This is a genomic window from Maribacter sp. MJ134 (assembly GCF_003970695.1).
Taxonomy (GTDB): Bacteria; Bacteroidota; Bacteroidia; order Flavobacteriales; family Flavobacteriaceae; genus Maribacter.
In genome coordinates, this window is record NZ_CP034570.1 from 1,813,026 (window position 1) to 1,838,245 (window position 25,220).

The 25,220-nt window shown below is 38.5% G+C and carries 23 protein-coding genes; 16 read left to right on the forward strand and 7 right to left on the reverse strand.

Annotated features, from left to right (window positions below; genetic code table 11):
* Positions 1-45: 45 nt before the first annotated feature.
* Positions 46-861 (forward strand): 2,3,4,5-tetrahydropyridine-2,6-dicarboxylate N-succinyltransferase, encoded by an 816-nt coding sequence (locus EJ994_RS07930; RefSeq protein WP_126591963.1) that lies wholly within the window; start codon positions 46-48, stop codon positions 859-861.
* 93 nt (positions 862-954) lie between these two features.
* Entirely contained in the window at positions 955-1,749 is a 795-nt protein-coding gene (locus tag EJ994_RS07935; protein WP_126591964.1) for a glycosyltransferase family 2 protein, read from the forward strand.
* Here the strand turns inward: EJ994_RS07935 and EJ994_RS07940 are convergent.
* Positions 1,731-2,561: a glycosyltransferase family 2 protein gene (locus EJ994_RS07940; RefSeq protein ID WP_126591965.1), complete on the reverse strand. Its 831-nt coding sequence runs from the start codon at positions 2,559-2,561 to the stop codon at positions 1,731-1,733. The genes EJ994_RS07935 and EJ994_RS07940 overlap by 19 nt on opposite strands.
* Positions 2,562-2,662: 101 nt before the next feature.
* Here EJ994_RS07940 and EJ994_RS07945 point away from each other — a divergent pair, with 101 nt between their 5' ends.
* From EJ994_RS07945 to EJ994_RS07970, 6 genes are read left to right on the forward strand one after another with little or no spacing between them, the layout of a single operon-like run.
* Complete coding sequence (locus EJ994_RS07945; RefSeq protein ID WP_126591966.1) at positions 2,663-3,493, forward strand: glycosyltransferase; 831 nt, start codon at positions 2,663-2,665, stop codon at positions 3,491-3,493.
* A 23-nt stretch (positions 3,494-3,516) separates the two neighbouring features.
* Positions 3,517-4,077 carry an L-threonylcarbamoyladenylate synthase gene (locus tag EJ994_RS07950; RefSeq protein ID WP_126591967.1) on the forward strand — a complete coding sequence of 187 codons (561 nt, stop codon included), beginning with the start codon at positions 3,517-3,519 and terminating at the stop codon, positions 4,075-4,077.
* 4 nt (positions 4,078-4,081) lie between these two features.
* On the forward strand, positions 4,082-5,500 hold the full coding sequence (locus tag EJ994_RS07955) for a CCA tRNA nucleotidyltransferase (RefSeq protein ID WP_126591968.1): 1,419 nt from the start codon (positions 4,082-4,084) through the stop codon (positions 5,498-5,500).
* A 3-nt stretch (positions 5,501-5,503) separates the two neighbouring features.
* Positions 5,504-6,535, forward strand: a complete 1,032-nt coding sequence (locus EJ994_RS07960; RefSeq protein WP_126591969.1) for a COX15/CtaA family protein — start codon at positions 5,504-5,506, stop codon at positions 6,533-6,535.
* Positions 6,536-6,561: 26 nt separating this feature from the next.
* Positions 6,562-7,059, forward strand: coding sequence for an IS1096 element passenger TnpR family protein (locus EJ994_RS07965; protein ID WP_126591970.1), 498 nt, complete (start codon positions 6,562-6,564; stop codon positions 7,057-7,059).
* Positions 7,060-7,102: 43 nt separating this feature from the next.
* A complete protein-coding gene (locus tag EJ994_RS07970) occupies positions 7,103-8,161 on the forward strand; it encodes a nucleoid-associated protein (RefSeq protein ID WP_126591971.1) in 1,059 nt (352 codons plus the stop codon).
* On the opposite strand, the gene EJ994_RS07975 is transcribed toward EJ994_RS07970, so the two are convergent.
* On the reverse strand, positions 8,158-9,243 hold the full coding sequence (locus EJ994_RS07975) for a hypothetical protein (RefSeq protein ID WP_126591972.1): 1,086 nt from the start codon (positions 9,241-9,243) through the stop codon (positions 8,158-8,160). The two genes, EJ994_RS07970 and EJ994_RS07975, sit on opposite strands and share 4 nt — an antisense overlap.
* Positions 9,244-9,331: 88 nt before the next feature.
* Here EJ994_RS07975 and EJ994_RS07980 point away from each other — a divergent pair, with 88 nt between their 5' ends.
* The 6 genes from EJ994_RS07980 to EJ994_RS08005 all read left to right on the forward strand — a co-directional run bounded on the left by EJ994_RS07980 (position 9,332) and on the right by EJ994_RS08005 (position 19,488).
* Positions 9,332-10,234, forward strand: a complete 903-nt coding sequence (locus tag EJ994_RS07980) for an ABC transporter ATP-binding protein (protein WP_126591973.1) — start codon at positions 9,332-9,334, stop codon at positions 10,232-10,234.
* An 18-nt stretch (positions 10,235-10,252) separates the two neighbouring features.
* Positions 10,253-11,083 (forward strand): ABC transporter permease, encoded by an 831-nt coding sequence (locus EJ994_RS07985; protein ID WP_126591974.1) that lies wholly within the window; start codon positions 10,253-10,255, stop codon positions 11,081-11,083.
* A gap of 279 nt (positions 11,084-11,362) precedes the next feature.
* Positions 11,363-13,933, forward strand: a complete 2,571-nt coding sequence (locus EJ994_RS07990; protein WP_241240881.1) for a T9SS type B sorting domain-containing protein — start codon at positions 11,363-11,365, stop codon at positions 13,931-13,933.
* Positions 13,934-13,955: 22 nt separating this feature from the next.
* Complete coding sequence (locus EJ994_RS07995; RefSeq protein ID WP_126591976.1) at positions 13,956-15,689, forward strand: T9SS type B sorting domain-containing protein; 1,734 nt, start codon at positions 13,956-13,958, stop codon at positions 15,687-15,689.
* A 150-nt stretch (positions 15,690-15,839) separates the two neighbouring features.
* The gene (gene uvrB, locus EJ994_RS08000; protein WP_126591977.1) at positions 15,840-17,831 is read left to right on the forward strand and encodes an excinuclease ABC subunit UvrB; all 1,992 of its coding nucleotides are present in this window, start codon (positions 15,840-15,842) and stop codon (positions 17,829-17,831) included.
* Between the two features lie 136 nt (positions 17,832-17,967).
* Complete coding sequence (locus tag EJ994_RS08005) at positions 17,968-19,488, forward strand: M20/M25/M40 family metallo-hydrolase (protein ID WP_126591978.1); 1,521 nt, start codon at positions 17,968-17,970, stop codon at positions 19,486-19,488.
* 101 nt (positions 19,489-19,589) lie between these two features.
* Here EJ994_RS08005 and EJ994_RS08010 read toward each other — a convergent pair whose 3' ends face one another.
* Positions 19,590-20,015, reverse strand: coding sequence for an Hsp20/alpha crystallin family protein (locus EJ994_RS08010; protein WP_126591979.1), 426 nt, complete (start codon positions 20,013-20,015; stop codon positions 19,590-19,592).
* Between the two features lie 197 nt (positions 20,016-20,212).
* Here EJ994_RS08010 and EJ994_RS08015 point away from each other — a divergent pair, with 197 nt between their 5' ends.
* A complete protein-coding gene (locus EJ994_RS08015; RefSeq protein ID WP_126591980.1) occupies positions 20,213-21,481 on the forward strand; it encodes a DUF2254 domain-containing protein in 1,269 nt (422 codons plus the stop codon).
* Here EJ994_RS08015 and EJ994_RS08020 read toward each other — a convergent pair.
* The gene (locus EJ994_RS08020; protein WP_126591981.1) at positions 21,478-21,879 is read right to left on the reverse strand and encodes a TerB family tellurite resistance protein; all 402 of its coding nucleotides are present in this window, start codon (positions 21,877-21,879) and stop codon (positions 21,478-21,480) included. The two genes, EJ994_RS08015 and EJ994_RS08020, sit on opposite strands and share 4 nt — an antisense overlap.
* 213 nt (positions 21,880-22,092) lie before the next feature.
* Between EJ994_RS08020 and EJ994_RS08025 the strand changes: the two genes are divergently transcribed.
* Positions 22,093-22,458, forward strand: a complete 366-nt coding sequence (locus tag EJ994_RS08025; protein WP_126591982.1) for a DUF1456 family protein — start codon at positions 22,093-22,095, stop codon at positions 22,456-22,458.
* Positions 22,459-22,498: 40 nt separating this feature from the next.
* Here the strand turns inward: EJ994_RS08025 and EJ994_RS08030 are convergent, their stop codons facing one another.
* From EJ994_RS08030 to EJ994_RS08040, 3 genes are all read right to left on the reverse strand, one after another.
* Complete coding sequence (locus EJ994_RS08030) at positions 22,499-22,834, reverse strand: hypothetical protein (RefSeq protein ID WP_099573751.1); 336 nt, start codon at positions 22,832-22,834, stop codon at positions 22,499-22,501.
* 427 nt (positions 22,835-23,261) lie between these two features.
* On the reverse strand, positions 23,262-24,455 hold the full coding sequence (sucC, locus tag EJ994_RS08035) for an ADP-forming succinate--CoA ligase subunit beta (RefSeq protein ID WP_126591983.1): 1,194 nt from the start codon (positions 24,453-24,455) through the stop codon (positions 23,262-23,264).
* A 125-nt stretch (positions 24,456-24,580) separates the two neighbouring features.
* A complete protein-coding gene (locus tag EJ994_RS08040; protein ID WP_126591984.1) occupies positions 24,581-25,219 on the reverse strand; it encodes an LON peptidase substrate-binding domain-containing protein in 639 nt (212 codons plus the stop codon).
* Between the last annotated feature and the right edge of the window lies 1 nt (position 25,220).

Here is a 25,220-nt window from a genome sequence, read left to right on the forward strand (position 1 = left end):
CTAATTACTGAACTTCAGCCTATATTTGACAAAATTTTAGGAAAAATGACGGATTTAAGAAATACCATAGAAAAAGCTTGGCAAAACAGAGAGCTTTTAAAAGAAGACCATATTCAAAAAGCGATTAGGGAGGTTATCAATTTAATTGACCTGGGCAAGTTACGTTGCGCAGAACCAACCACAGACGGCTGGCAAATAAACGAGTGGGTAAAAAAGGCTGTTGTGCTGTATTTTCCAATTCAAAAGATGGAAACCCTTGAAGCGGGGATATTTGAATATCATGATAAAATGCCTTTGAAAAAAGGTTACGCGGAAAAAGGTATACGTGTTGTTCCCAATGCGGTAGCCAGACACGGGGCCTACATATCACCAGGAACTATTCTAATGCCAAGCTACGTTAATATCGGCGCTTACGTGGATGAAGGGACAATGGTAGATACATGGGCAACGGTAGGTAGCTGTGCTCAAATAGGAAAGAACGTACACCTAAGCGGAGGTGTTGGTATTGGAGGGGTGCTAGAGCCACTACAGGCATCACCCGTTATAATTGAAGACAATGCCTTCATTGGTTCTAGATGTATCGTTGTTGAAGGAGTGCACGTTGAAACTGAGGCGGTACTCGGAGCAAATGTAGTTTTAACGGCCTCTACTAAGATTATTGACGTCACAAAAGAAAATCCGATAGAATTAAAAGGTAGGGTTCCCGCCCGTTCAGTTGTTATACCAGGGAGTTATACTAAGAAGTTTCCTGCGGGAGAATTTAACGTGCCTTGTGCCCTAATTATCGGCACAAGAAAAGAAAGTACCAATAAGAAAACATCGTTGAACGATGCATTGCGGACCTATGATGTTGCTGTCTAATATTTTGTAGGAAATTTATCTTAATTATACTTTTTTGCTTTTTTTTAGTTATAACTTTGTTGAACTATTTAGACAATCCTACTTATTCATTGTATGACTAACATAGCAGAGAAAATATCGGCCCTGATTATTACCTATAATGAAATGGGTTACATAGAAAAATGTATTGAGTCCGTTTCTTTTGCAGATGAAATCATAGTCGTAGATTCCTTTAGTACGGATGGTACCTATGAATATCTTCTAAAGCACCCTAAAGTAAAGGTCATACAGCACCCGTTTGAAAACTTTACCGCGCAGAAGTCCTTCACACTTAAACAGGCATCCAATGATTGGGTACTATTTTTAGATGCCGATGAAATTGTCTCCCCAACTTTAAAGGATGAGATAACACAAACTGTTGACGGACAGCCTGAGGAAGTAGCATTTTGGTTCTATAGACAGTTTATGTTCCAAGACGAAAAATTAAGATTTAGCGGTTGGCAGACCGATAAAAACTACCGCCTTTTCAGAAAAAGTAAGGCCAAGTTTTGTGATCGGAAAATAGTCCATGAAACGTTGGACGTAGATGGAAAGTCTGGTATACTCAATGAAAAACTTATTCATTATTGTTACAAGAATTACGAGGATTACAAAAGTAAAATGTTAAAATACGGTAGGTTAAAAGCGGTAGAGTCTTTCTACACGGAGAAGTCTTTTAACTATGTTCTTATGTGCATTAAGCCAAGTTGGAAGTTCTTCAATCATTATATCCTTAGACTTGGTTTCTTGGACGGTAAAAAAGGATTTTCCGTTTGTTACCTCAATGCGCTTGGTGTATTGGAACGTTTTAAAGAACTGAAACGACTAGAACAGAAGAATAAATTGGCGTACTATTTAGTGATGCCATAAAAAGTCCATACCCGTTTTTCTCGTTTGGTATCCTTTCTTATTCCCACATTTTTCGCGATTGATTCTGGTGTTTTGTAACCCCTTTTATGGTCTAGGTGCACGCAAACGGCACTATATCGTAATTGTTTGGACTTAACACCAAAGTTAAAGAGTCGCTCACCGAGCTCACGATCCTGTCCGCCATACTGCATACGCTCATCAAATCCGTTTACGTTAAGTATGTCTTTTTTCCATCCAGAGGAATTATGACCGTTCCAACTTGCATTAGTTGGGGTTATCCAATTGAGCAATTTAGAGATAAGACCATTAGCGGTTAGCTTGTTATTTTTGAAGGTTTGCGGAATTCCTTTTTCTTTAAGCCAATTGATATTGAAACAATTCTGCTTTTGAATATCCTCTAGGGTAATCAATTTAGAAATATTCATGGGTAACATATAATACCCACCAGAAATAAAGTAACCTTCTTCTTTATTGATATAATGTACCTGTACAAAGTCCTCTCGCGGTATGCAATCCCCATCGGTCATGATAATGTATTCGGCAGCACAGGACGATACGGCTTTATTAAGAATTCTAGACTTTTGAAATCCATCGTCTTCCTGCCAAACATGTACTATAGGATAGAAAACCTCTTTGGACATTTGTTCTAACAGCTCTTTGGTGGCATCCCTAGATCCGTCATCGGCAATGACCACCTCAAAATTCCTGAACGTTTGTTGGTTAAAACCCCAAAGGACCTTTTGTAACCATTCTTCGGCATTGTAGGTGCTAACGATAACACTTATTTTGGGAATTTCAACGGTGTCCTTCATAATAGTACAAAAATATAAAAGTCTTATCTATCTTTGAGTTACTTAAGCCGATCTATTTAATTATCGATTTTTATTTAAATAGCAAATAACAACATTGCAGGATGAAGTTGAAAGAAATACCACTATCTATTTACACTTCTTTTCGTTTATTGACAAAATCAAAAAAAGATTTAGAAACTGGTAATAAAAAAAAAATCCCTCCGATAGTCTCTTTAACTTCTATTCCGTCGAGACTTAAAACTTTGCATCTTACTATTAGAAGCCTTCTAAACCAAAGCGTACAACCAAAAAAAGTAATATTATGGCTTAATGTTGATTTAAAAAAGAAACTCCCTAAAGTATTAAAAGACCTCGAGAACGAAATTTTTGAAATCAGGTATTCACAATTAAATTGTTCTCATAGAAAATTGGTTCACTCTTTGGAAGAATTTCCGAATGAAATTATCATAACCTGCGATGATGACTTTATGTATAGGCCCAATTGGCTTGAAAATATTTATGAAGAGCATTTGAGGAATCCCGATTATATTATTGCAAATCAAACAAGGTACATTCAATATGATTCAAATGGAAACCCATTGTCTTACAAAAATTGGGTATATAGAAATGAAAGGACTTTTAACCAGAATGCAGTAATACCCATTGGTGCCGAAGGCGTTCTTTACCCACCGGATGTCTTGTCTGAAAAGACAACAGAATCAGAGCTTTTTTTAGAACTAACGCCATATGCTGATGACTTATGGTTTAAAGCTATGGCAATTTTGAAGAATACCAAGGCAATTTTAGCTTCCAATAGGCCTCAAAGGGCAATACCAATTCTCGGTTCGCAAAAATACTCTTTGAAAAAAACGAATATTGGAGCTGATAAGAATAAAATTCAATGGATTGCAGTCACCGAATACTTTAATATTCCATTCGAAAATTTTCTATAGCGCTTTAACTTGATGCCATTTAAATGACAAAAGAGATTAACGAATCTGTCGAGATATTGCACAAAGGAGGTCTTATCCTCTATCCTACCGATACCTTTTGGGCAATAGGCTGCGACGCTACAAATGAGCTAGCGGTAAAAAAGATTCAGGATTTAAAACAAGAAAACCTTAGCGAAACAACCATTTGTCTGGTCGCCAATGACGCCATGTTAGAACGTTATGTGGCCACTGTACCAGACCTTGCTTTTGATATCATGGATTTGGCTACCAAAGCGACGACTATAGTTTACGATATTCCAAAAGGCTTCGCTAAGAATGTCCTAGGAACGGACGGTTCTGTAGCTGTTCGCGTAGCAAACGATAAGTTTTGCAGCTATCTTATTGGAAGGTTTAAGAAGCCAATAGTAGCCGCGGCGGCAAATATTGCGGGAACACCCCTTCCAAAAAATTTTGAAGAAATAGATGGCGCTATTTTAGCAGGTGTAGACTATGTGGTAAATTTGTATCAGGATAAGGAAATTGCCAACCCTTCATCCATCATTAAACTAGGAAACGACGGTACCGTCAAGATTATTCGTCATTAGCACTATGCAGGAAAGCCACGAAAAAGCTTTAACAGACCCCATATTTTCAATCATTTCACAAGCAGCTGATGAGCTTGGGGTAGAATGTTATGTGATCGGCGGTTTTGTACGCGATTATTTACTGAATCGAGGAACTGCAAAGGATATCGATATCGTTGCTGTTGGAAGCGGAATAGCATTGGCGGAAAAAGTGGCGTCTAAATTAGAGGGTAACCCAGCTATTTCGGTCTTTAAGAATTTTGGCACGGCCATGATCAAGCATGATGATATTGAATTAGAATTTGTTGGCGCTAGAAAAGAAAGTTACCACAGGGATAGCCGAAAACCCGTAGTAGAAAATGGTACACTTCAAGACGACCAAAATAGACGAGATTTCACCATCAATGCCCTAGCACTATCCCTTAATTCCTATGATTTTGGAAATTTACTAGACCCTTTTGATGGTATAGTCGCGCTAGAAAAGGGAATAATACGTACACCACTAGACCCGGATATCACGTATTCCGATGATCCGTTGAGAATGATGCGCGCCATACGTTTTGCGACGCAACTTAATTTTGTTATTGAAGCGAAATCGCTCCAAGCGATTACGGACAATAAAGCGCGTATAAAAATCATATCCAAAGAGCGTATAGTGGACGAACTGAACAAAATAATGCTTTGCGACGTGCCATCTAAAGGTTTTTCTCTGTTACACAAAACAGGGTTACTGGAACTTATACTCCCAGAGCTGACGGCTTTGCAGGGCATTGAAGAAATCGAAGGTCAAAAGCATAAGGATAATTTCTGGCATACCCTGGAAGTGGTCGATAATATTTGTAAGACCACGGACAAGCTCTGGTTAAGATGGGCGGCATTACTGCATGATATTGGCAAAGCCCCTACCAAGCGCTTCCACAAGAAAATTGGTTGGACCTTTCACGGGCATGAGTTCGTTGGTTCGAAAATGGTATACAAGCTCTTCAAAAGATTACGGCTTCCTTTGAACGAAAAAATGAAATACGTTCAAAAATTGGTGTTGATGAGCTCAAGACCAATAGTCTTGGCCGAGGAATTTGTAACCGATTCGGCCGTGAGAAGACTCGTTTTTGATGCCGGAGAGGACGTAGAAGACTTAATGACACTATGCGAGGCCGACATCACTACTAAAAACCCAAAAAAACAACGGCGTTACAAGAATAATTTTAAGCTCGTGCGTGAGAAAATTACGGAAGTAGAAGAACGCGACAGAATCCGCAATTTTCAGCCCCCTGTAAGTGGTGAGGAGATTATGAAAGCCTTTAATTTGAAACCCTCAAAAGAGATAGGAATAATAAAGGAGGCTATTAAAGAAGCTATCCTTGAGGGTGAAATACCAAATGAACATGGAGCTGCGCGGGATTTTATGTTAAAGAAGGGTGCATCCCTTGGTCTTAAAAAATAGTATATGGTATCCTTTAGAAAAATAGCCAAAACAGCCTTGATACTGGTGTATCTAGTAATTGTTGCGGGCGCCGTAGTCCGTATGACGGGAAGCGGTATGGGATGTCCGGATTGGCCCAAGTGTTTTGGGTATTACATCCCTCCTACCGAAGCCTCCGTGTTGCAATGGCGACCCAACAAAAAATTTGAGAAAGGACAGGTTATTATTCTGAACGAAACACTTCAGGTTGCTAAAGAAGATATCATAACTGGTTTAAAATTCAGCAACGAAAATTGGGAGCAATACACCAAACATGACTATGCTATCTTTAACCCTTGGCATACCTGGATAGAATATATAAACCGACTCTTAGGTGCACTCGCCGGTTTAGCAACGCTAATTTTAGCCTTTGCATCCATCAAATACTGGAAAAACAAAAGACAAATCACCATATTGTCGTGGTTGGTAGTTCTGGGAATGGGTTTTCAGGCATGGTTGGGCGCAACGGTAGTTTATTCCGTCTTAGAGCCCGTTAAGATTACCACACACATGCTCATGGCCTTATTGATAGTTGCGCTGCTACTCTATATCATTTTCAGGGTAAACAAAGAGAACAAGAGAATTTCTTTTGACAAGAACACCTTAGTTTTAGCAGTGGTCGCTTTAATTTTTACCCTGGTTCAGGTAGTTCTAGGAACACAGGTAAGGCAATTTGTAGACGACCAAATAGACCTGGTTGGTGAAAATGCAAAAAACCTTTGGCTACAGAACCCAACCTTTAAGTTTTATTTTCATAGGTCCTTCTCTATAGCTATTCTTCTGATCAATTCCTTACTGGCCTACAGAATCATTACTCTAAAACTTGGGCACATTAAGATATTCTGGGTACTTTTTATTCTAATCGTTGAAATATTCTCTGGTATAGCGATGTATTATCTAGATTTCCCCTTTGCAAGTCAACCGCTTCATTTGGTATTGGCATCCATTCTGTTCGGGGTGCAGTTCTATTTAGTTTTAGATGCGTTAAAGCCTAAAATTAGTCTGAAAACTTCGTAACTTTGCCATCCCACAAAATTTAAGGAATGGTTTACAAAATCAGAATTATACTTGATGCAGAGGAGGATATTTTCCGGGACCTAGAGATAGAGGCGCACAACTCCCTGGAGGATTTTCATAATGCCATTACCCAAGCTTTTGGCTTCCTAGGTAATGAAATGGCATCTTTCTATACCTGTGATGAAGATTGGAAACAGGAAGAAGAAATCGCGTTGTTTGATATGAGCGAATCCGGTTCGGATGTGCGGTTAATGAATGAGACGTTCTTGGAAGATATCATAACTGCAAAAAGTCCCAAACTGATTTATGTCTATGATTTTTTGAACATGTGGACTTTTTTCGTTGAATTGGCGGATATTGTTGAAAAAGAAGATGGCAGGGCTTATCCTAATGTGTTGTTCAGTTTTGGGGAACTGCCAGAGAATCCACCAGAGAAAAGGTTTGAATCAGAAAATAGTGCTTTTGATTTTGATGATACTTTCGAAAACTATGACGACCTGGATTTTGATGAAAACTGGAATTAAACACAAACCTCAAGTATTACTTACTTCATAATCGTTACAATCTATGATTAATCTTTACGCCACTCAAATCGAAAATATTTCAATTCATCGCGTTGGCAACAAAAATAAGAACGAAGGTGTTTTTTTATCATCCGAACCCTTTTCATTGAACGATGAGACCACAGGGTTATTAAAAGAATATTTCTTTAAACCTTTTAGGGAAAAAGAGGAAAACTATTTTAAACTTAGCAACGAAGTTGATGTTGAGTTCAATGAGCTTTACAAGATAGTGAGCGAAATTTTTTCGGACAGCTCTAGTACGCATCTTAATTCCAAGAAGATAGCCACACATTTATTTGAACAATCCAATCATCCCCACATCAAGAGTGGAGAAGTATATGTCACTTATTTAACCGGAGTACTTTTAGACAATCAAAAAGTGGATGCCGTAGGTATATTTAAAAGTGAGTTGAAACACGATTTTCTTCAATTTCAAGAAAAAGATGCCAACTTGGACATAGTAGTACAGCAGGGCATAAATATTAACAAACTAGACAAGGGATGCCTTATTCTAAATGTTGATAAGGAAGAAGGATACAAAGTACTCTCTGTGGATAGCAATAAATATGATACTAAATATTGGCTAGAGCACTTTCTAGATGTTGATGTGTTATCGGACGATAATTTTAAGACCAAGAATTACCTAAAGTTCTGTCAAAATTTTGCCAAAGATGTTGTATTACCTGCCGAGGATAAACAGCAAGAGGTATTGTTCATGAACCGCGCGGTAAATCATTTTGCAAAAAATGATGCTTTTGAGGAGAGTAATTTCCTGAACGAAGTAATGGAAAACCCAGAACTGATTCCTGAGTTTAAACATTATAAGGTAGAAAAAGGTCCAAAGTATAGCATTGAGGATGTTTCTAATTTTGACATTGCCAACAAAGCGGTCTCCGATGCCAGAAAAAAAATTAAAAATGTCATTAATCTGGATACGAACATTCAGATTAAAATGGATTTCATTAATCCGGAATCAGCAGAAAAATTTGTAGAAAAAGGTTGGGACGAGGAAAGGCAGATGTACTACTATCTTGTGTATTTCAATAAAGAGCAGAAGAGTTAGGGCATTTTAATATTCTGCTCAATAATCTGTTTCATACTAACATCTTCATAGTTACGGCGAACAAAGTTCAAGGCCAAGTCCAAGACTTCTCCCATGGTCTGGCATTTCTTAAAGTCCATATCCAAGGTCAGTTCTAATATTTGTTCGCGGAGCATTGCAATATTTTCCTTGGTAGAAATGATATCCTTTTTACAGATGGCCCTTAATTTTTTAATACGGTTTCCAGAACTAAGAATACGTTTGGCTACAATAGAACGTTCCTCTAACTTATATTGGTCTACAGAATCGCGCAATAGTTTAGCGCGAACCAGTTCTACCATTTGATAGTTCTCTTTGAAAAATTGTGGGCGATATACCTTTAGCTTACCTTCGAAACATTGTTGATCAAAGTCTATTGCTCGGATCTTATAGACTACATGATCAAAATCATGTGTGGGAACAATAACGTAATTATAGGCACGCATATCCCCAAGCAGGCGAATCATGCAACGTTCATTGAATTTCACGAACTCCTTGGCCAACTGTGCCTTCTCGGGCTCCGTACATTTCGGTAACATATCTTTAATGAACTCATCCCCAGGAATTCCGGCAATATGCTCTTCTATCAAAGTGTCCTTGTACACCAGAAAGTTTAGGTTATAAGGAGAGAGCATATGCTCTAGCTCAAGGCCATATATCCGCGATGCATCCGTCCTTTTGATATAGAAATAAGTGAAATTGTCATTGAGAATATTTCTGATTTTTATACGAAAGGGTTTCGAATTACCGAAGGTGCAAAAATCAACGGCATCCACATTAAGGTATTGGTTAATATTTTCGCTACCATCGGAATGCAGTATGGAATATACTTTTTTAAGACTATCATCTATTTCCTGTCTATCAAATTCTGAATAATAAACTCTTATCCAAAGCGTATCTTCATCATTGGCATTGTATACAACCACGGAGCCGGAAAAACGAAGGAGATCATCATAAAAAATAGGAATTTCAATTTTCCGATTATAATTTGCCAAATAACCATCTAACTCCTTACTCACGGGGTAAGCAGGTTTTTTCTTTGACATCAATTTCTCTTCGCTCATTACGTCTTCTTAAAATTACACCTCGGCGCTGTAACAAAGTTAGGCTTTCTTCGTCAAGTAAGTATATCAATCAAAAAGCAACTTCATTTTGGAGAAAATACTGACCGTGAGTAACCTCACTAAAAAGTTTGGTTACCTAACCGCCGTTAAAGACCTATCGTTCACCATAGAAAAAGGAAATGTTTACGGCATTTTAGGACCCAACGGTAGCGGAAAATCCACCACGCTAGGTATTGTTCTGAACGTAGTAAACAAGACCACGGGGAATTTCTCCTGGTTCGACGGTAACACTTCTACCCATGACGCCTTAAAAAAGGTGGGAGCCATTATAGAGCGACCTAACTTTTACCCCTACATGACAGCGGTACAAAACCTAAAACTTGTCTGTAAGATCAAGGAAGTTTCCAACGATAAAATTGAAGAAAAACTAGCTTTGGTCGGTCTATTAGAACGCAAGAACAGTACCTTTAAAACCTACTCCCTGGGCATGAAGCAACGCTTGGCCATCGCGTCCGCCTTACTCAACGATCCAGAAATTCTAATTCTCGATGAACCAACGAACGGTTTAGATCCACAGGGAATCCATCAAATACGGGAAATCATAAAGAAGATTGCGTCTCAGGGAACTACTATACTTTTAGCCTCTCACCTCTTGGATGAAGTTGAAAAAGTATGTAGCCATGTGGTCATTCTTAGGAAAGGGGAAAAACTGTACTCTGGTCGTGTGGACGGAATGTTGGCAAGTCACGGCTTTTTTGAACTGAAAACAGATAATGAGGATAAATTGATTTCCATACTCAATGCAGACGGCAGATTTGGAGAAATTAAGAAGGAGGGAGAACTAATCACGGCGTTTCTCAAAGAAGAGATGGATGCAAAAAGTTTTAACAAAACCCTTTTTGACAAAGGCATAATTCTCTCGCATTTGGTAAAACGCAAAGAAAGTCTTGAGGAACAATTCCTGACTTTAACCAAAAACCAAAGTAACTAACCGCCCTAAACCACAGAAATGATACGTTTACTACAGATAGAATTCATAAAACTTTGGAATAACAGAGCGAGTAAGGTCCTTATTATATCATACTTTGTGCTGTTGACCTCAATAGCACTGATATCCGTAATCAAATTCCCTTTTGGGGCAAATGTTCGTTTGGCGGAAATCGGTATTTTTAACTTCCCCTACATTTGGCATTTCAACACCTTTATTACGGCGTTCTTTAAACTATTCTTAGCCATAGTCATTGTTTCCATGATGGCCAATGAGTATAGTAACAAGACTATTAAACAGAATTTAATTGATGGTCTATCTAAAAAAGAGTTTATACTATCCAAATTCTTGACCGTATTGTCCTTTGCGCTAATCTCCACGGTATTCGTCTTTGTCGTCTCTTTAATCCTTGGACTGATCTATTCGGATTATAATGAATTATCCATCATATTTTCAGATCTAGAATTTGTATTCGCGTTCTTTATTAAACTTGTTGGTTTCTTCTCTTTTTGCCTGTTCTTAGGCATTTTAGTGAAACGTTCTGCCTTTGCCCTTGGTTTTCTAGTACTTTGGCAAATTTTTGAATTGGTCTTCAGAGGCTTGGTACGTTGGAAGCTCTTTGATGGAGATACTACTGAAATACTTATGAGCTTCTTCCCCTTACAGGCTATGTTCAATCTCATAAAGGAACCTATTACCAGACTGGAAGCTGTACAGACAGTGGCCAACCAGGTTGGTGAACAAATTAATTTGAATTACCACGTACACTGGTATGAAATTCTAATTGTTTTGGTCTGGACGGCTATTTTCATCTATTCATCCTATGCTTTGTTGAAGAAAAGAGATTTATAGCTTAAGGCGCGTTCTGTAGGTAGACCTAAAATTAATATTTAGATATAACTCAACGAATACGCTAGCCTTTCATCCTATTTAACAGTATCAGCAAGCCAAAGAAAGTCAATTTATCTTATATTGTAGTGTTTTCGAGGACGCTATGAAAAAATAAGAACCTTAGTTTTACTAATTGGTTTACTAACTCCTTATCTCTTTTTTGGGCAGGGTGAGACGGCTACTTGGTATTTTGGAAACAGAGCGGGAATAAAATTTAATAATGATGGCAGTGTAACTCCGTTGACCGACGGAAGAATTAATACTGTTGAGGGCTGTGCTTCCATTTCCGACCCTTTTGGCGACCTCTTATTCTACACGGACGGGATTTTCGTTTATGATAGAAATCACAACACCATGGAGAACGGTACGGGCTTATACGGCGACCCCTCTAGCACACAATCTGCCATAATTGTTCCAAAACCAGAAGACCCTAACATTTATTACATCTTTACAGTGGATACCTCAGTGGCAGAAGCTGATGCCGACCGTGGTCTTAACTATTCCGTCGTAGACCTTTCTATGAACGATGGTAACGGTGCGGTAGTGGAAAAGAACATTAACCTGTTAAAAGACTGTTCTGAAAAAGTTGCTGCCTTACTTAAAAATTGCTTTGATGAGTCTATTTGGGTCGTTACATTAGCTTCGGAAGATGGATTATCTCCACTTTTCAATACCTATCATGCTTTTGAGGTGAGTACTGCGGGAGTAGCTACAAATTCCGTTAAAACAACCTTTTCGGATTTAAGAATAGAAGACCCTAGGGGTTATATAAAATTCTCTCCTGATGGTTCAAAAATGGCAAGCGCCAATATGCGAGACGGATTACAATTATTCGATTTCGATAGCGACACCGGAATATTTTCGAATAGACAGGATATTTCAATTACCGATGTCGGTCAATTACCTTACGGAATAGAATTCTCCGCAAAAGGGCAATTTCTCTATGCCCACACCACAAGATTTATTGAGCAGCAAGAATCCTTTCTTTCCTTGCTACTTCAGTTTGATATAGAAGCCATTGATATCTCAGCATCAAAAGTAGAATTAGATAGAAGACCAATTTTTAGGGGTGCTTTACAAATTGGGAATAATGGAAAGATCTACAGAACCTTGTCGGATGACTATTTCACCGGAAAACCTTTTTTAAGCGTAATCAATAATCCAGATAGCAAAGGAGTGGCAGCTAATTATAGCCATAGAGCGGTTACCCTATCTGGAAGAAATAGCACACAAGGCCTCCCACCCTTTATTCAGTCTTTCTTTGACAAAACGGATTTGCTAGTCAATGAAAATGGGGAATCCACCAACTACTTGGAAATTTGCGAAGGTGATTCCTTTAGACTAGAAACAAATGAAGAAGTGGATGCCATTTATAATTGGAGTAAAGACGGTATCCCGTTTGATAATCCGGACCAATTTTTTTTAAACATAGACAGCTCGGAGTTAATTGACCAAGGTAGGTATCAATTAGAAATACTGTCCCCTGATCCTAAAAAATGCCCCATACTTGGAGAAGCCGTAATTAGGGTAAATCCTATTCCTACGGCGGATAACTTATTTCTGAAACAGTGTGACATTATAAATCCCTCAGATGGCATTACGCAAATAAATCTGAACCAAGTCAATGAAAATCCGGATGAGACCTATTACTATTATGAAACTCAAGAAGATTTACTAAATGATAATGTAATCCCGAACATTGAAAACTATACCAATACTACTGCTTTTTTACAAACACTGTATTATAAGTCAGTGAACGAATTTAACTGCGAAAATTATGGATTGTTGGAGATTGAGGTGGTTCCTACACCACCAGATATAAATTCACCCTTATATGTTCATGAATGTAGCGAAAAAAGTGATGGCCAAGAGCTGCGCGCTACTTTTGATCTGGAAAAATTGATAGTTGAGAATTTTTCAGACTTTGAAACGGTTTTCTACGCTACCATGGAGGATGCAACTTTAGAGAAAAATGCACTCATCGGCATTTACGAATCTGGTACCTCTACCATATTTGCACGACAAGAGAATGCCAATCAATGTGAAAATATTGCAAATGTGGAACTGGTAGTCCATCCTTCTCCTGTAATAACATTGCAAGAGACATATTTGATATGTACGAATAAACCAGAACTTTCCATCAACGCACCCACTGGCTACGACCGTTATTTATGGACAAGAACCGTAAATGGCACGCACGAAACGATTTCAGAAAACGAGATCGCAGCTATTAAAGAAACGGGCGACTATTCATTAACCGTAGCCTATGAATACCCTACCAGTACAAGCACATTTAGTTGTGAGGCCAGTTTTGATTTTAAGGTACTACCTTCTAACCCCGCAATGATAAGGAATATTGAAATTAAAGATATCTCTGCAAATAATACCCTAGAAGTTTTTGTGGACGGCGATGGTAATTATGAATATTCTTTAGACGGTTTCATGTATCAAGAAAGTAACTTTTTCGAGGGGATAGCGCCTGGATTTTACACTATGTACGTGCGCGATAGTAATGGCTGTGGAATTTCTGAGCAGGAATTATCGGTCATAGGATATCCTAAATTCTTTACCCCAAACGGAGACGGAATAAATGACAATTGGCAATTGATCGGGGTAAATGAAAATTTTCAAATGAACAGTTCGGTAAGTATTTTTGACCGTTACGGAAAAAGTTTGGTGAATTTAAATGCGAGTACCCCAAGCTGGAACGGGACAAAAGATTCGAAAGCCATGCCAGCAGCAGATTATTGGTTTAAGGCCACCTTAGAGGACGGTAGGGAATTTAAAGGGCATTTTTCGTTAAAAAAATAAATCAATTTAGAAGAAAGAGCGAATGAAGAAATTGATTATCGGTACATTCTTAGTTTTAATGGGGAATATAGTTCAAGCCCAAGATTGTCCAAACTTGATAGGACCGGTAGATGGCGCTACGAACATCCCCGTTGACACTTCCATTACATGGGAAAACATTCCCGGAGTAACCGGTTATGTTATTTCTTTGGGAACCGCTCCTAACGGGACGGATATCGTTAATCAAAGAGCTGTTGGCAGTGTTACTACCTACGACCCTCCTCTTGGATTACCCGAGAATACTGAGATTTTTGTAACTATTACCTTATTCTTTCTTAATCTACCCGATATCACCTGTCCCAGTCAAAGTTTCACTACAGGAGACGTCACAACGCCTCCCCTTTGTACAACGATTCGCTCTCCATTAGACGGCACCACAAATGTGAATAGTGCCAGCAACATTTCGTGGAACTATGCACCTACAGCAACGGGGTATCGTGTATCTATGGGTACATCACCTAACGGAACCGATGTGGCGAACAATGTAGACGTTGGCAATACCCTCACTTATAATCCGCCAGCAGATTTACCCGCCAGCACCTTGCTTTATATCACCATTACACCGTACAATGAAAATGGTGCCGCAAACTTATGTACAGAAACGACTTTTACTACTGGGGCGGCGGCGACACTGCCAAACTGTACAAGTTTGATAACCCCTGCGGACGGAGCCATAAATGTTCCCTTAACACCATTTTTAGAATGGAACCCAGTTCCTGGTGCCACTGGTTATCGATTATCTATAGGAACCTCTCCATTTGACCAGGATATCTTAGAAAACGCGGTATTTGATACGAATTCTACCTTTGTTATCGATTTTGAACCTAACCGTACCTTTTTCGTAACCATTACACCTTTCAATGCGGCTGGTGAAGCCATAGGCTGTACTCAAGAAACATTTTCTACCATATTGGGGTGTGGCCCTTATTTTGATGCGGTAACGGGAGAGCTTGTATTTCTAAATCCGGAAATCGATTTTCCCGACGAAGTAGGCATCTGCTTAAATAATGGGGGAACCACCTTTACCTCAACAGATGTAGCCGAAGGGTACAGGTGGTACAAAATAGAAACAGGAGGCAGTGAAACACTGATATCAACAAGCTCCGAAGTAGAACTGTCGGAACTGGGAGAATATAGATACGAGGCGTTTAATACAGCTGCCCAGTCCGGAAACACCGTAGAATGTCCTACCAGTAAAAACTTCAATGTAGTAGTTTCCGAAGCACCTAGAATAAGCACGGTTTTGGTAACGGAACAAGTCTCCGGTTTGCGATTAGAGACCATTGTACAAGGCGTTGGTTCTTATGAATTTGCTTTGGACGATATTAATGGCCCGTACCAAGACAGTAATATTTTCACTAACGTACCTGCCGGTTCATATACGGTATATGTTAGGGATAAAGGAGGTTGCGGTACCGATGAAGAACGAGTTGAACAAGATTTAACCTTAGAAGGTTTTCCAAAGTTCTTTACGCCCAACGGGGATGGAGTAAATGATTTTTGGCAGTACATTCCGCCCGTTGCCACGGGAGAAATCAATGTAAGTACGATTACCATTTACGATCGTTACGGAAAATTATTAGCTCAGATTTCACCTAGCTCAAGGGGTTGGGACGGCATGGTGAACGGAAGACTTCTACCGGCATCGGACTATTGGTTTAAAGCAATATCCTTAGAGAACAGGGAAATAAAGGGCAACTTTTCACTGAAAAGATAAATTAATCCATTTATAGAATTTATTCTTGGTCACGGTAGTGTTTTGCTGTTTAAAGAATTAGCGATAAATTTTTATCAACAATTAAAAGGTATTGCTCATTATTGCTGAAAAAGTCAGCGCTTTACAATGCTCGTTTTGTATTTTTAAAAGATGAAATTCAATGTTGTCTCAGAGTTCAAGCCCACTGGTGATCAGCCCAATGCTATCAATGAATTAAGTACAGGACTTGATCAGCAAGAAAAATATCAAACTTTACTCGGTGTAACCGGTTCCGGTAAAACGTTCACGATTGCAAATGTTATCAAGGAAGTTCAAAAACCTACCTTGGTGCTTGCCCATAATAAAACGCTTGCAGCCCAGTTATATTCCGAGTTCAAGCAATTTTTTCCTGACAATGCGGTAGAGTATTTTGTGTCCTATTACGACTATTACCAACCTGAGGCATACATACCTACAAGCGGTGTGTACATTGAAAAAGACCTTTCTATTAATGAGGATATAGAAAAACTGAGGCTAAGTGCAACCTCGTCCTTACTATCAGGTAGACGTGATGTTATTGTAATTGCTTCCGTATCCTGCTTATACGGAATAGGAAACCCGGTGGAATTTCAAAAGAATGTGATTGCCATTAAAAAAGACCAAGTAATCGCACGGACAAAATTTTTACATCAGTTAGTGCAAAGTCTGTATTCCAGGACAACAGCGGACTTTAGAAATGGAAATTTTAGGGTAAAGGGAGATGTGGTGGATGTTTTTCCCAGTTACGCCGACCATGCTTTCCGTATACATTTTTTTGGTGATGAAATTGAGGAAATTGAAGCCTTTGACCCTTTCAACAACAACGTGATAGAGGTTTATGAGAACTTGACCATTTATCCCGCCAACATGTTCGTCACCTCACAAGATGTGCTACAGAATGCCATACACAATATTCAGGACGACCTCGTCAAACAGATAGATTATTTCAGGGAAATAGGAAAACCGCTAGAGGCAAAAAGGCTTGAAGAGCGTACCAATTTTGATTTAGAAATGATAAGGGAACTTGGGTACTGCTCCGGAATCGAGAATTATTCAAGATATCTGGATGGAAGAGAACCGGGAACAAGGCCCTTTTGCCTTATTGATTACTTTCCTGATGACTACCTTATGGTCATAGACGAGAGCCATGTCACCATTCCACAGGTACACGCCATGTACGGGGGAGACCGCTCAAGAAAGGAAAATTTAGTGGAATACGGCTTTAGACTTCCAGCGGCAATGGATAATAGACCATTAAAGTTTGAAGAATTTGAAGCCTTGCAAAACCAAGTAATCTACGTAAGCGCCACTCCGGCAGATTATGAACTGCAATTAAGCCAAGGTGTGTACGTAGAACAGGTAATACGCCCAACGGGATTATTAGATCCAACAATAGAAGTAAGGCCAAGTTTAAATCAAATAGATAATCTTATTGAGGAGATTCAACAACGTGTCGAAAAAGACGAACGCACTCTTGTAACTACCTTGACAAAACGGATGGCGGAGGAGTTGGCAAAATACATGGATAGAATAAATATTCGATGTAGATATATTCATAGCGACGTGGATACTTTAGAGCGCGTTGAAATTATGCAAGATCTAAGGAAAGGTATTTTTGATGTGCTCATCGGAGTAAATCTTTTAAGGGAAGGTTTAGACCTTCCAGAGGTTTCTTTAGTAGCAATTTTGGATGCGGATAAAGAAGGGTTTTTACGTAGTAATAGATCGCTTACACAAACTGTTGGAAGAGCTGCAAGAAACCTGAACGGAATGGCAATAATGTATGCCGATAAAATTACGGACAGTATGCAAAAAACCATTGACGAAACGAATTACCGACGTCAAAAACAGATAGATTATAATACCAAAAATAACATTGTCCCGAAGGCATTAAAGAAAAACTTGGACAGTGTCCTAGCCAAAAACTCGGTCTCTACGTATCACTTTGAAAAGGAGGAATTGAGAGCGGCCGAGCCAGACCTGGAGTACCTAACAAAAGAGCAGATAGAAAAGCTTATCAGGGACAAAAGAAAGGCTATGGAAAAAGCCGCAAAGGAGTTGGACTTTATGCAGGCGGCAAAGTTGAGGGATGAAATAAAAGTGTTACAAGAACAGGAAAATTGACCATTTTACTCTTGAAAAGCACAATTTTTAAAAAATCGTACTAAAACTTTAAATAAAAGTATTTAAAATACTGGAATTTAATTATTTACTTAATTTTTTAGACAAGTCTAAAATCAAATAAAATGCTCTAATTAAGATGAAAATTGCGATACTAACTCTTTTTTCTTGCTGTCTATTGTTCTCACAATATTGCAGCTCTCAACAACTTAGTGCAGGCAAAATAGAGAAATTTGCAGCGGACAAATTAGTGGAAACTATTTTCAATTTACGATATTTTTTAAGACTACAAAACGACGGTAATTTCCCCGAACAAATAGCGCAAAACAAACAGTGGTGCGACAGTGTTTTCACAGCCCTGAAGTTTAAAACTACGACTATAAAAACGGCAGGGGCTCCCCTACTCTTTGCTGAAAAGAAATTTCATAAAAATGCAAAAAGTATTTTATTCTATTTGCAAATTGACGGACAACCAGTGGATACATCGGCATGGCATCAAGACAATCCTTTTGAGCCGGTTTTGAAAGAAAAAAAAGAGCAAGGTTGGACCAAGATAGACTTCGAAAACATCCATAAAAAAGTGGACCCGGAATGGCGTATTTTTGCGCGCTCCGCATCGGACTCTAAAGGACCTGCAATTGCACTCATTTCCGCCCTCCAAATTCTACAATCAAAAAAGATTGAACCGGAATTCAACATAAAGGTAATTATGGATTTTCAGGAAGAACTTGGTTCTCCCGACCTTCCAAAAGCAGTTGAAGAAAATAGAGATTTATTACAGTCCGAAATGTTATTTATCATGGACGGGACCAGACACCTTTCAAATCTTCCGACACTTACATTCGGAGCTCGGGGAATAGCTACGGCAACGATTACGGTTTTTGGACCTAAGTACGGTTTACATAGTGGGCAATATGGAAATTTTGCGCCTAACCCCGTATTTGAAGCGTCAAAATTAATCGGAGGCCTTAAGGATGAGAAAGGACGTGTTAGCATTCCTAACTTCTACGAAGGTGTTACACTAAGTGATAAGGATAAATATCGCTTAGGATTAATACCCGAAAATATAGATAGTATCAAACAGAACCTTGGGATTGCTGAGCAGGATGCTGTGGGAGACACGTACCAAGAAGCGCTGCAATATCCGTCTCTGAACGTTAGGGGCCTTAAAGCTGGGTGGACAGGCAAGGAAGTCCGCACTATTATCCCATCAGAGGTAGTAATTGAAATAGATATGCGATTGGTACCCGAAACTAGCGGAAAAAGACAAATGAGTTTGTTAAAAAACCACATTCTGGAAAAGGGATACCATATCGTAGATTCCATTCCATCTTTAGAAGAACGAAGATTACATCCCAAATTGGCCTCATTTTCATATAGACTGGGCTCTCTTCCGTTTAGAACGGAAATGGATAGTCCCATTGGTATATTTCTCAACAAGGCGATGTACAAAGTTTTTGGTGAAAACGTGGTAAACATGAGAACCACCGGAGGCTCGCAGCCCATGGCCCCTTTTATAAGAACACTCAACGTACCTGCAGTATCCATAAGAATTCCTAATCCGGACAACAGCATCCATGGGCCAAATGAAAATCTTCGTTTGGGCAATCTCAAAGAAGGAATTATATCCTGTTTGGCAATTCTTACGGAACGTTTATGAAACAAAAAAGCACCTTGATTTCTCAAAGTGCTTTTCCAAACTAACCAACTAAACCAACTATCATGGTCCCTACACTATAAGGACCATAATTTCATTATTCCTTAAGATAAAGCTATTAGACGCTTTGGCTTAGGTAGAGCCTCTTCCCTTTTTGGAAGAACAAAATTCAATATTCCGTTCTCGTAACTACCCTCGATTTTCTCCGTATTTACCGTATCCGGTAAGGTAAACGCTCTTTTAAAGGAAGTGAAGCTGAACTCGCGTCTCGTATAATTCTCCTCAACGTCTTCGTTCTCTTTTTTAACTTCCGCCGAAATGGACAATACATTATCGTCTATCTCAATGTTAAAGTCTTCCTTGTTGCGCCCAGGAACAGCCAGGGCCAATTCATAATTTGTCTCATTGTCCGTGATATTCACCGCGGGAACAGTAGATCTATGATTTTCCATACCTCCAAACCAATCTGGTCTAAAAATTTCATTCATTAATGAAGGAAAAGCCATATCATTTCTTTTTATAATACTCATAACTTAATTTTTAATGGATTAAACATCTTAATTGACCTCTATAGGACAAATGTTATACCATTACACAAAAACTGACTTTATGTCGCTTTACCAGTCTAAATTAATGTCATTTTGTCTTTTTCAATTCAGATCTTTATTTTTTCGATTGAGTACAGTTTTGATTTGTACTTTATTAAATTCATCAGAACTGCAAAAAAATGAATAGACTTAAAAAATTCTTTCAAACCATTAAAGGCAAGATTGCCTTTTACCCCAGCCTAATCTCTTTGTTGGGTGTACTACTAGCGTTTGTCATGATCTATCTTGAGCAAAAGCAAATTTCCGCTTATTTGATGAAGGTAGCTCCTAGCTTGGTCATTAATAATTTAGATACGGCCCAAATACTTTTAAGTACTTTGATAAGTGGTCTCATATCCTTAGTGGTTTTTAGCTTTTCTATGGTGATGGTGCTTCTAAACCAAGCCTCCAGCAACTTTTCTCCAAGAGTACTTCCGGGCATTATATCCAACCAAAAACACCAAGTTGTACTCGGGATATATATTGCAACGATACTTTACATGATTTTTATTCTAGTCTCCATAGAGCCTACCGGAAGCGCGTATCAGACCCCAGGATTCGCTGTTCTCATAGGAATTATATTGACAGTCGTATGTCTTGGCTCGTTTATCTATTTCATCCATCATATTTCACAATCTATACAAGTAGGAAAAATCCTTACCTCCATACATGAAAGAACCAAGAATACAATTCTAAAAACCATTAAGGAACAAAATGCAGTATCGGCAGATTTTAATGGAAGAGATAATTGGACCGACGTTAAAATAAATAAAACGGGTTATTTCTATGGTATTCTAGAAAATGAACTCCTCGAAATCTGCAAAGAACATAGTACTAACGTCATAGTACATATTTTGAAAGGACAATTTATAGTGAGTGGCACGAACAGCTTTCTGACCGAAACGCCAGTTCCCCCTGAGGTAAGAGAAAAAATAATGGACACCTTATTATTCAATAATGAAGAACTCGTAGGCGAGAATGACGTTTATGGATTTAGGCAAATATCCGAAATAGGAATCAAGGCCATGTCACCGGGAATCAATGATCCCGGAACGGCGCTGAGCAGTATTGATTGCTTAACCTCTTTATTTGTCTTATACATGGACAAAAGAGAACAGTATTACTTGACAGACGATAACGGGAAAAATAGGGTTGAGATAAAGAATATCAAGTTTTCGGAAATTTTGTACAACGTAATGACCAGTTACAGAATTTACTGCAAGCATGACACATTGGTTATGAAAAAATTATTGGGCATGTTAAATACTTTGGCCACAATAGCACCTAACTCCCTACTAAGGGAAGCTATCCACTTAGAAATAGCGCAACTCAAATTAGTTATCAATACGCATATAGATAATGAACGGGATGTATCTAAAATAGAAACGGATTTTGTCTCTTGGTCCTAATTATAATGAGCTTTAAAAATATTGATGAGCACTTCTGGAGGAACTATCTTATTAGGATATTTATGCATTATGGATAGCACTTGCTCTATCGCCGAAGGAGGCAATCCCATAAGCAGACCAATATTATGAAGGCGTTTTAATTCCACAAGATCTACTACATCATCCACATTCATAAGAAGCATAAGTCTATGAAACTGAACCAATCTATCTGCCTGTGTCTTTGGGACGATATGCTCCGCTTCTTTTTTGAACAAGCCATCGAACAATTTTTTACTTATTTCCAGTTGTTGGGCGACATTGAAAAGAAAATCGTATTCAGATTGCTTTATAGTATTATCTACCCTTGCAAAAGCAATCATTTCTGAAAGTATACTTAATTTCTCTTTTTTACCGTTCATTTCTTCAAGCAACTGGTTTTTAATTAAATAACCTGGGACAGCATTACTAGGAAAGTCCACATTTATTTCAACGCAAGCGTCTGTGTATCATAAATCGCCTGAGCGAATGAAGCACTATATAGATAACTAAAAAAAGAACTTATAGTATCAAAGCATTTCTGTAGGGGCGTTATTAAATGTATTTATAATAACTTGCGAAAAAAAATCTGGTACATGACCAATAATGACATTTTTAAAAAATTAAGGGTAGCATTAAAACTAAGGGACGACGACATCGTAGATATTTTAACCCTGGTCGATTTTAAAATGTCTAAAAGCGAACTCGGCGCATTTTTTAGAAAAGAAGACCATCCCAATTACATGGAATGTGGAGACCAAGTTTTACGTAACTTTCTGAATGGATTGGTTATACATCTGAGAGGGACCAAAGAAGACCCGAAAATACCTGGAGAGGTACTACTTGGGACAAAAGTACCCAAACCGGAGAAAGCACACGACAATAGAATTAAAACACAACAAAGAAAGAAGATGGAGCGGGCCATTTCTCCCGTGAAATATAAGAACAAAAAAAAATCCTGATGCTTTAAAGCATCAGGATTTTTTAGCTATATTCAAATAATTATGCCGATATACGTACTGGTATGGTATATAATTTTCCTTCCTCAATAGTAGAAATGTCCACTTTTTTATAGTTTAATCTACTTTTTACAAACCCTTCTAATCTGGTATATTCCGTATCTACAGAAAGTACCACAATTTCTCCCTCACTATTTAAAGTAAATCTCACCTGTGCGGTTAAATCATTTTCTTTCTCAGAAAAAGAATTGTCCGATAACATTTTACTGATTTGTGTAGAAAGACTTTTGGTAGGTTTTACTCCTTCGGTATCATTAGCTAGAACATTACCGGTTGCTAATAGCATTGCAGCTACAAAAACTAAACTTAATTTTCTCATGACTTGTTGTTTTTATCTCTTTATGATTCTAGAGATTGATTAATAATTGATTGATGATGAATTACTAAAAAGACGTTCCAAAAATGAGAATGTTACAGCAAAATTGATTTTTAACATTTTTTTATTCAATACTCCAACGCAAAGAAAACGTTCGGGATTACATAGGAAACACATCTAAACGACCCGTAAACATGATACTTACAGCTATTTTCTAGAACTTAAAATTGAGTAAAGACGAGTTTTTACAGAGGGAAGAAAATAATTGAATTTTCTTTGTTTAATTTTTCTACGGCTAAGAAATATGCTGAAAAGAATGGCAATTATATTTGTCATCGGGCCACTCCAACATCACACGTTAAACAAAAAAAGAGGGGAAAATGCTTTATTGCCATTTTCCCCTCCAAAATAATACGTCTAATAGCCGTCTTTAAGCCAATACTTCTTTTACTTTATCCGCAGCTTCCTGGAATTGCACTGCAGAGTGTACCGCCAATCCAGAATTATCTATAATCTCTTTTGCTATTTCAGCATTTGTTCCCTGTAGTCTAACGATAATAGGAACGTTTATGGCATCTCCCATGTTCTTGTACGCTTCAACAATACCGTTCGCAACGCGATCACAACGAACGATACCTCCAAAAATATTCACTAAAATTGCTTTAACACCATCATCCTTTAATATAATCCTAAAGGCCTCTTCCACTCTTTTTGCATCGGCAGTACCCCCGACATCCAAGAAGTTTGCTGGGTCACCGCCCGCCATCTTGATCAAGTCCATCGTTGCCATAGCTAAACCAGCACCGTTAACCATACAGCCAACATTACCGTCTAAATCTACATAATTGAGTCCAAGAGCTCCAGCCTCTACCTCTATGGCATTCTCTTCTCTTAAATCACGCATTTCCGCGTATTGCTTTCTACGGTATAAAGCATTATCGTCGATAGATACTTTAGCATCTACTGCCATTATCTTGTCGTCAGAAGTCTTTAGAACAGGATTAATCTCAAACATGCTAGAATCACTTTCCACATATGCCTTATATAAAGAAGCAACAAACTTTGTCATTTCTTTGAATGCAATCCCGGAAAGTCCCAAGTTAAAAGCTATTTTTCTTGCCTGAAATCCCAAGAGTCCGGTGGAAGGGTCTATTTCTTCCGTAAAAATAAGATGTGGCGTTTTATCGGCCACCTCTTCTATATCCATACCCCCTTCAGTAGAGTACATGATCATGTTTCTGCCCGTCCCACGATTTAAAAGTACCGACATGTAAAATTCACTCGTTTCACTATCGCCAGGATAGTATACGTCTTCTGCAACTAAAACTTGGTGTACTTTTTTACCCTCGGCAGATGTCTGAGGAGTAATCAGGTTCATACCAATGATACTTCCTGCTATTTCTTCTACCTCTTTAAGGTTTTTGGCAAGCTTTACACCACCACCTTTTCCACGACCACCGGCGTGTACTTGCGCTTTAATAACATGCCATCCTGTGCCTGTCTCGGCAGTTAATTGTTTAGCGGCATCTACAGCTTCTTTTGCGTTATGTGCAACGATTCCGCGCTGTATGCGCACACCAAAACTTGCAAGTATCTCTTTACCCTGATATTCGTGAAGATTCATATATTAACGTGGTTTTATTTGTTATACAAAAATAGGGAAGACACGGTAATTATAGAAAATAATAGCGAACTAATTGAGCAGAGGAAATTAATAGCGTATTGTTAAGATTAAATCAATCTATAAATCTATACTTCAATATCCTTGAAATCAAGCGGGTCAAAATTTTTGAAATGTCCGTTCAACTCAATAGTTCTTCTGGTACGCTCCACTTCGGTAAGTACGGTAATGGTAGCCATTAAATGGGCTTCTAAGAAACCTAAACGCTCCGTTTCCTTGGACATTTGTAGCAATTGGTACTCCTGCTCAAAGGAAAGCCCAATCTTATGGGCTAGCGTAAAACTATTAAAGGTATTTACATCAATTGGCGTAAAGGGAACTTCCATTATATCGTAAAGTTCCTGAATGTGCTCTATCACTTTAAGCTTATCGTCTTTATCCGCCTCATAATTGTATTCGTAAAATTCTACCTCCCCCCCAGCATATAACTTATCGTCCATTTGATTCTCAAATGAAAGCACCTTGAAAACTTGGCGCGCTACACCAACAACATCCATTTCTCCTCCATCGTACGTGGTAACGACCTCGACCAACTGCACCTCGGTACCATATTCCATTTTCCCGTTTATGTAAACCGGTATTCCAAAAGTGATGGCCTCATCCCTACAGTCCTGAATTAACTGTTTGTAGCGAGGTTCAAAAATATGCAGCGGTACGGTCTCCCCTGGAAAAAATATAGATTGTAAAGGAAATAATGGTATTCTCATT

What these genes read in the sequence shown, in the direction of transcription:
- EJ994_RS07965 (WP_126591970.1), top strand. Translation starts at nt 6,562, where the DNA reads ATGGTTTACAAAATCAGAATTATACTTGATGCAGAGGAGGATATTTTC.
- EJ994_RS08040 (WP_126591984.1), bottom strand. Translation starts at nt 25,219, where the DNA reads ATGAGAATACCATTATTTCCTTTACAATCTATATTTTTTCCAGGGGAG.
- sucC (WP_126591983.1), bottom strand. Translation starts at nt 24,455, where the DNA reads ATGAATCTTCACGAATATCAGGGTAAAGAGATACTTGCAAGTTTTGGT.
- EJ994_RS07940 (WP_126591965.1), bottom strand. Translation starts at nt 2,561, where the DNA reads ATGAAGGACACCGTTGAAATTCCCAAAATAAGTGTTATCGTTAGCACC.
- EJ994_RS08015 (WP_126591980.1), top strand. Translation starts at nt 20,213, where the DNA reads ATGAATAGACTTAAAAAATTCTTTCAAACCATTAAAGGCAAGATTGCC.
- EJ994_RS08030 (WP_099573751.1), bottom strand. Translation starts at nt 22,834, where the DNA reads ATGAGAAAATTAAGTTTAGTTTTTGTAGCTGCAATGCTATTAGCAACC.
- EJ994_RS07975 (WP_126591972.1), bottom strand. Translation starts at nt 9,243, where the DNA reads ATGAGCGAAGAGAAATTGATGTCAAAGAAAAAACCTGCTTACCCCGTG.
- EJ994_RS07985 (WP_126591974.1), top strand. Translation starts at nt 10,253, where the DNA reads ATGATACGTTTACTACAGATAGAATTCATAAAACTTTGGAATAACAGA.
- EJ994_RS07935 (WP_126591964.1), top strand. Translation starts at nt 955, where the DNA reads ATGACTAACATAGCAGAGAAAATATCGGCCCTGATTATTACCTATAAT.
- EJ994_RS07945 (WP_126591966.1), top strand. Translation starts at nt 2,663, where the DNA reads ATGAAGTTGAAAGAAATACCACTATCTATTTACACTTCTTTTCGTTTA.
- EJ994_RS07970 (WP_126591971.1), top strand. Translation starts at nt 7,103, where the DNA reads ATGATTAATCTTTACGCCACTCAAATCGAAAATATTTCAATTCATCGC.
- EJ994_RS08005 (WP_126591978.1), top strand. Translation starts at nt 17,968, where the DNA reads ATGAAAATTGCGATACTAACTCTTTTTTCTTGCTGTCTATTGTTCTCA.
- EJ994_RS07950 (WP_126591967.1), top strand. Translation starts at nt 3,517, where the DNA reads ATGACAAAAGAGATTAACGAATCTGTCGAGATATTGCACAAAGGAGGT.
- EJ994_RS07960 (WP_126591969.1), top strand. Translation starts at nt 5,504, where the DNA reads ATGGTATCCTTTAGAAAAATAGCCAAAACAGCCTTGATACTGGTGTAT.
- EJ994_RS08020 (WP_126591981.1), bottom strand. Translation starts at nt 21,879, where the DNA reads ATGAACGGTAAAAAAGAGAAATTAAGTATACTTTCAGAAATGATTGCT.
- EJ994_RS08010 (WP_126591979.1), bottom strand. Translation starts at nt 20,015, where the DNA reads ATGAGTATTATAAAAAGAAATGATATGGCTTTTCCTTCATTAATGAAT.
- EJ994_RS08025 (WP_126591982.1), top strand. Translation starts at nt 22,093, where the DNA reads ATGACCAATAATGACATTTTTAAAAAATTAAGGGTAGCATTAAAACTA.
- uvrB (WP_126591977.1), top strand. Translation starts at nt 15,840, where the DNA reads ATGAAATTCAATGTTGTCTCAGAGTTCAAGCCCACTGGTGATCAGCCC.
- EJ994_RS07930 (WP_126591963.1), top strand. Translation starts at nt 46, where the DNA reads ATGACGGATTTAAGAAATACCATAGAAAAAGCTTGGCAAAACAGAGAG.
- EJ994_RS07995 (WP_126591976.1), top strand. Translation starts at nt 13,956, where the DNA reads ATGAAGAAATTGATTATCGGTACATTCTTAGTTTTAATGGGGAATATA.
- EJ994_RS07955 (WP_126591968.1), top strand. Translation starts at nt 4,082, where the DNA reads ATGCAGGAAAGCCACGAAAAAGCTTTAACAGACCCCATATTTTCAATC.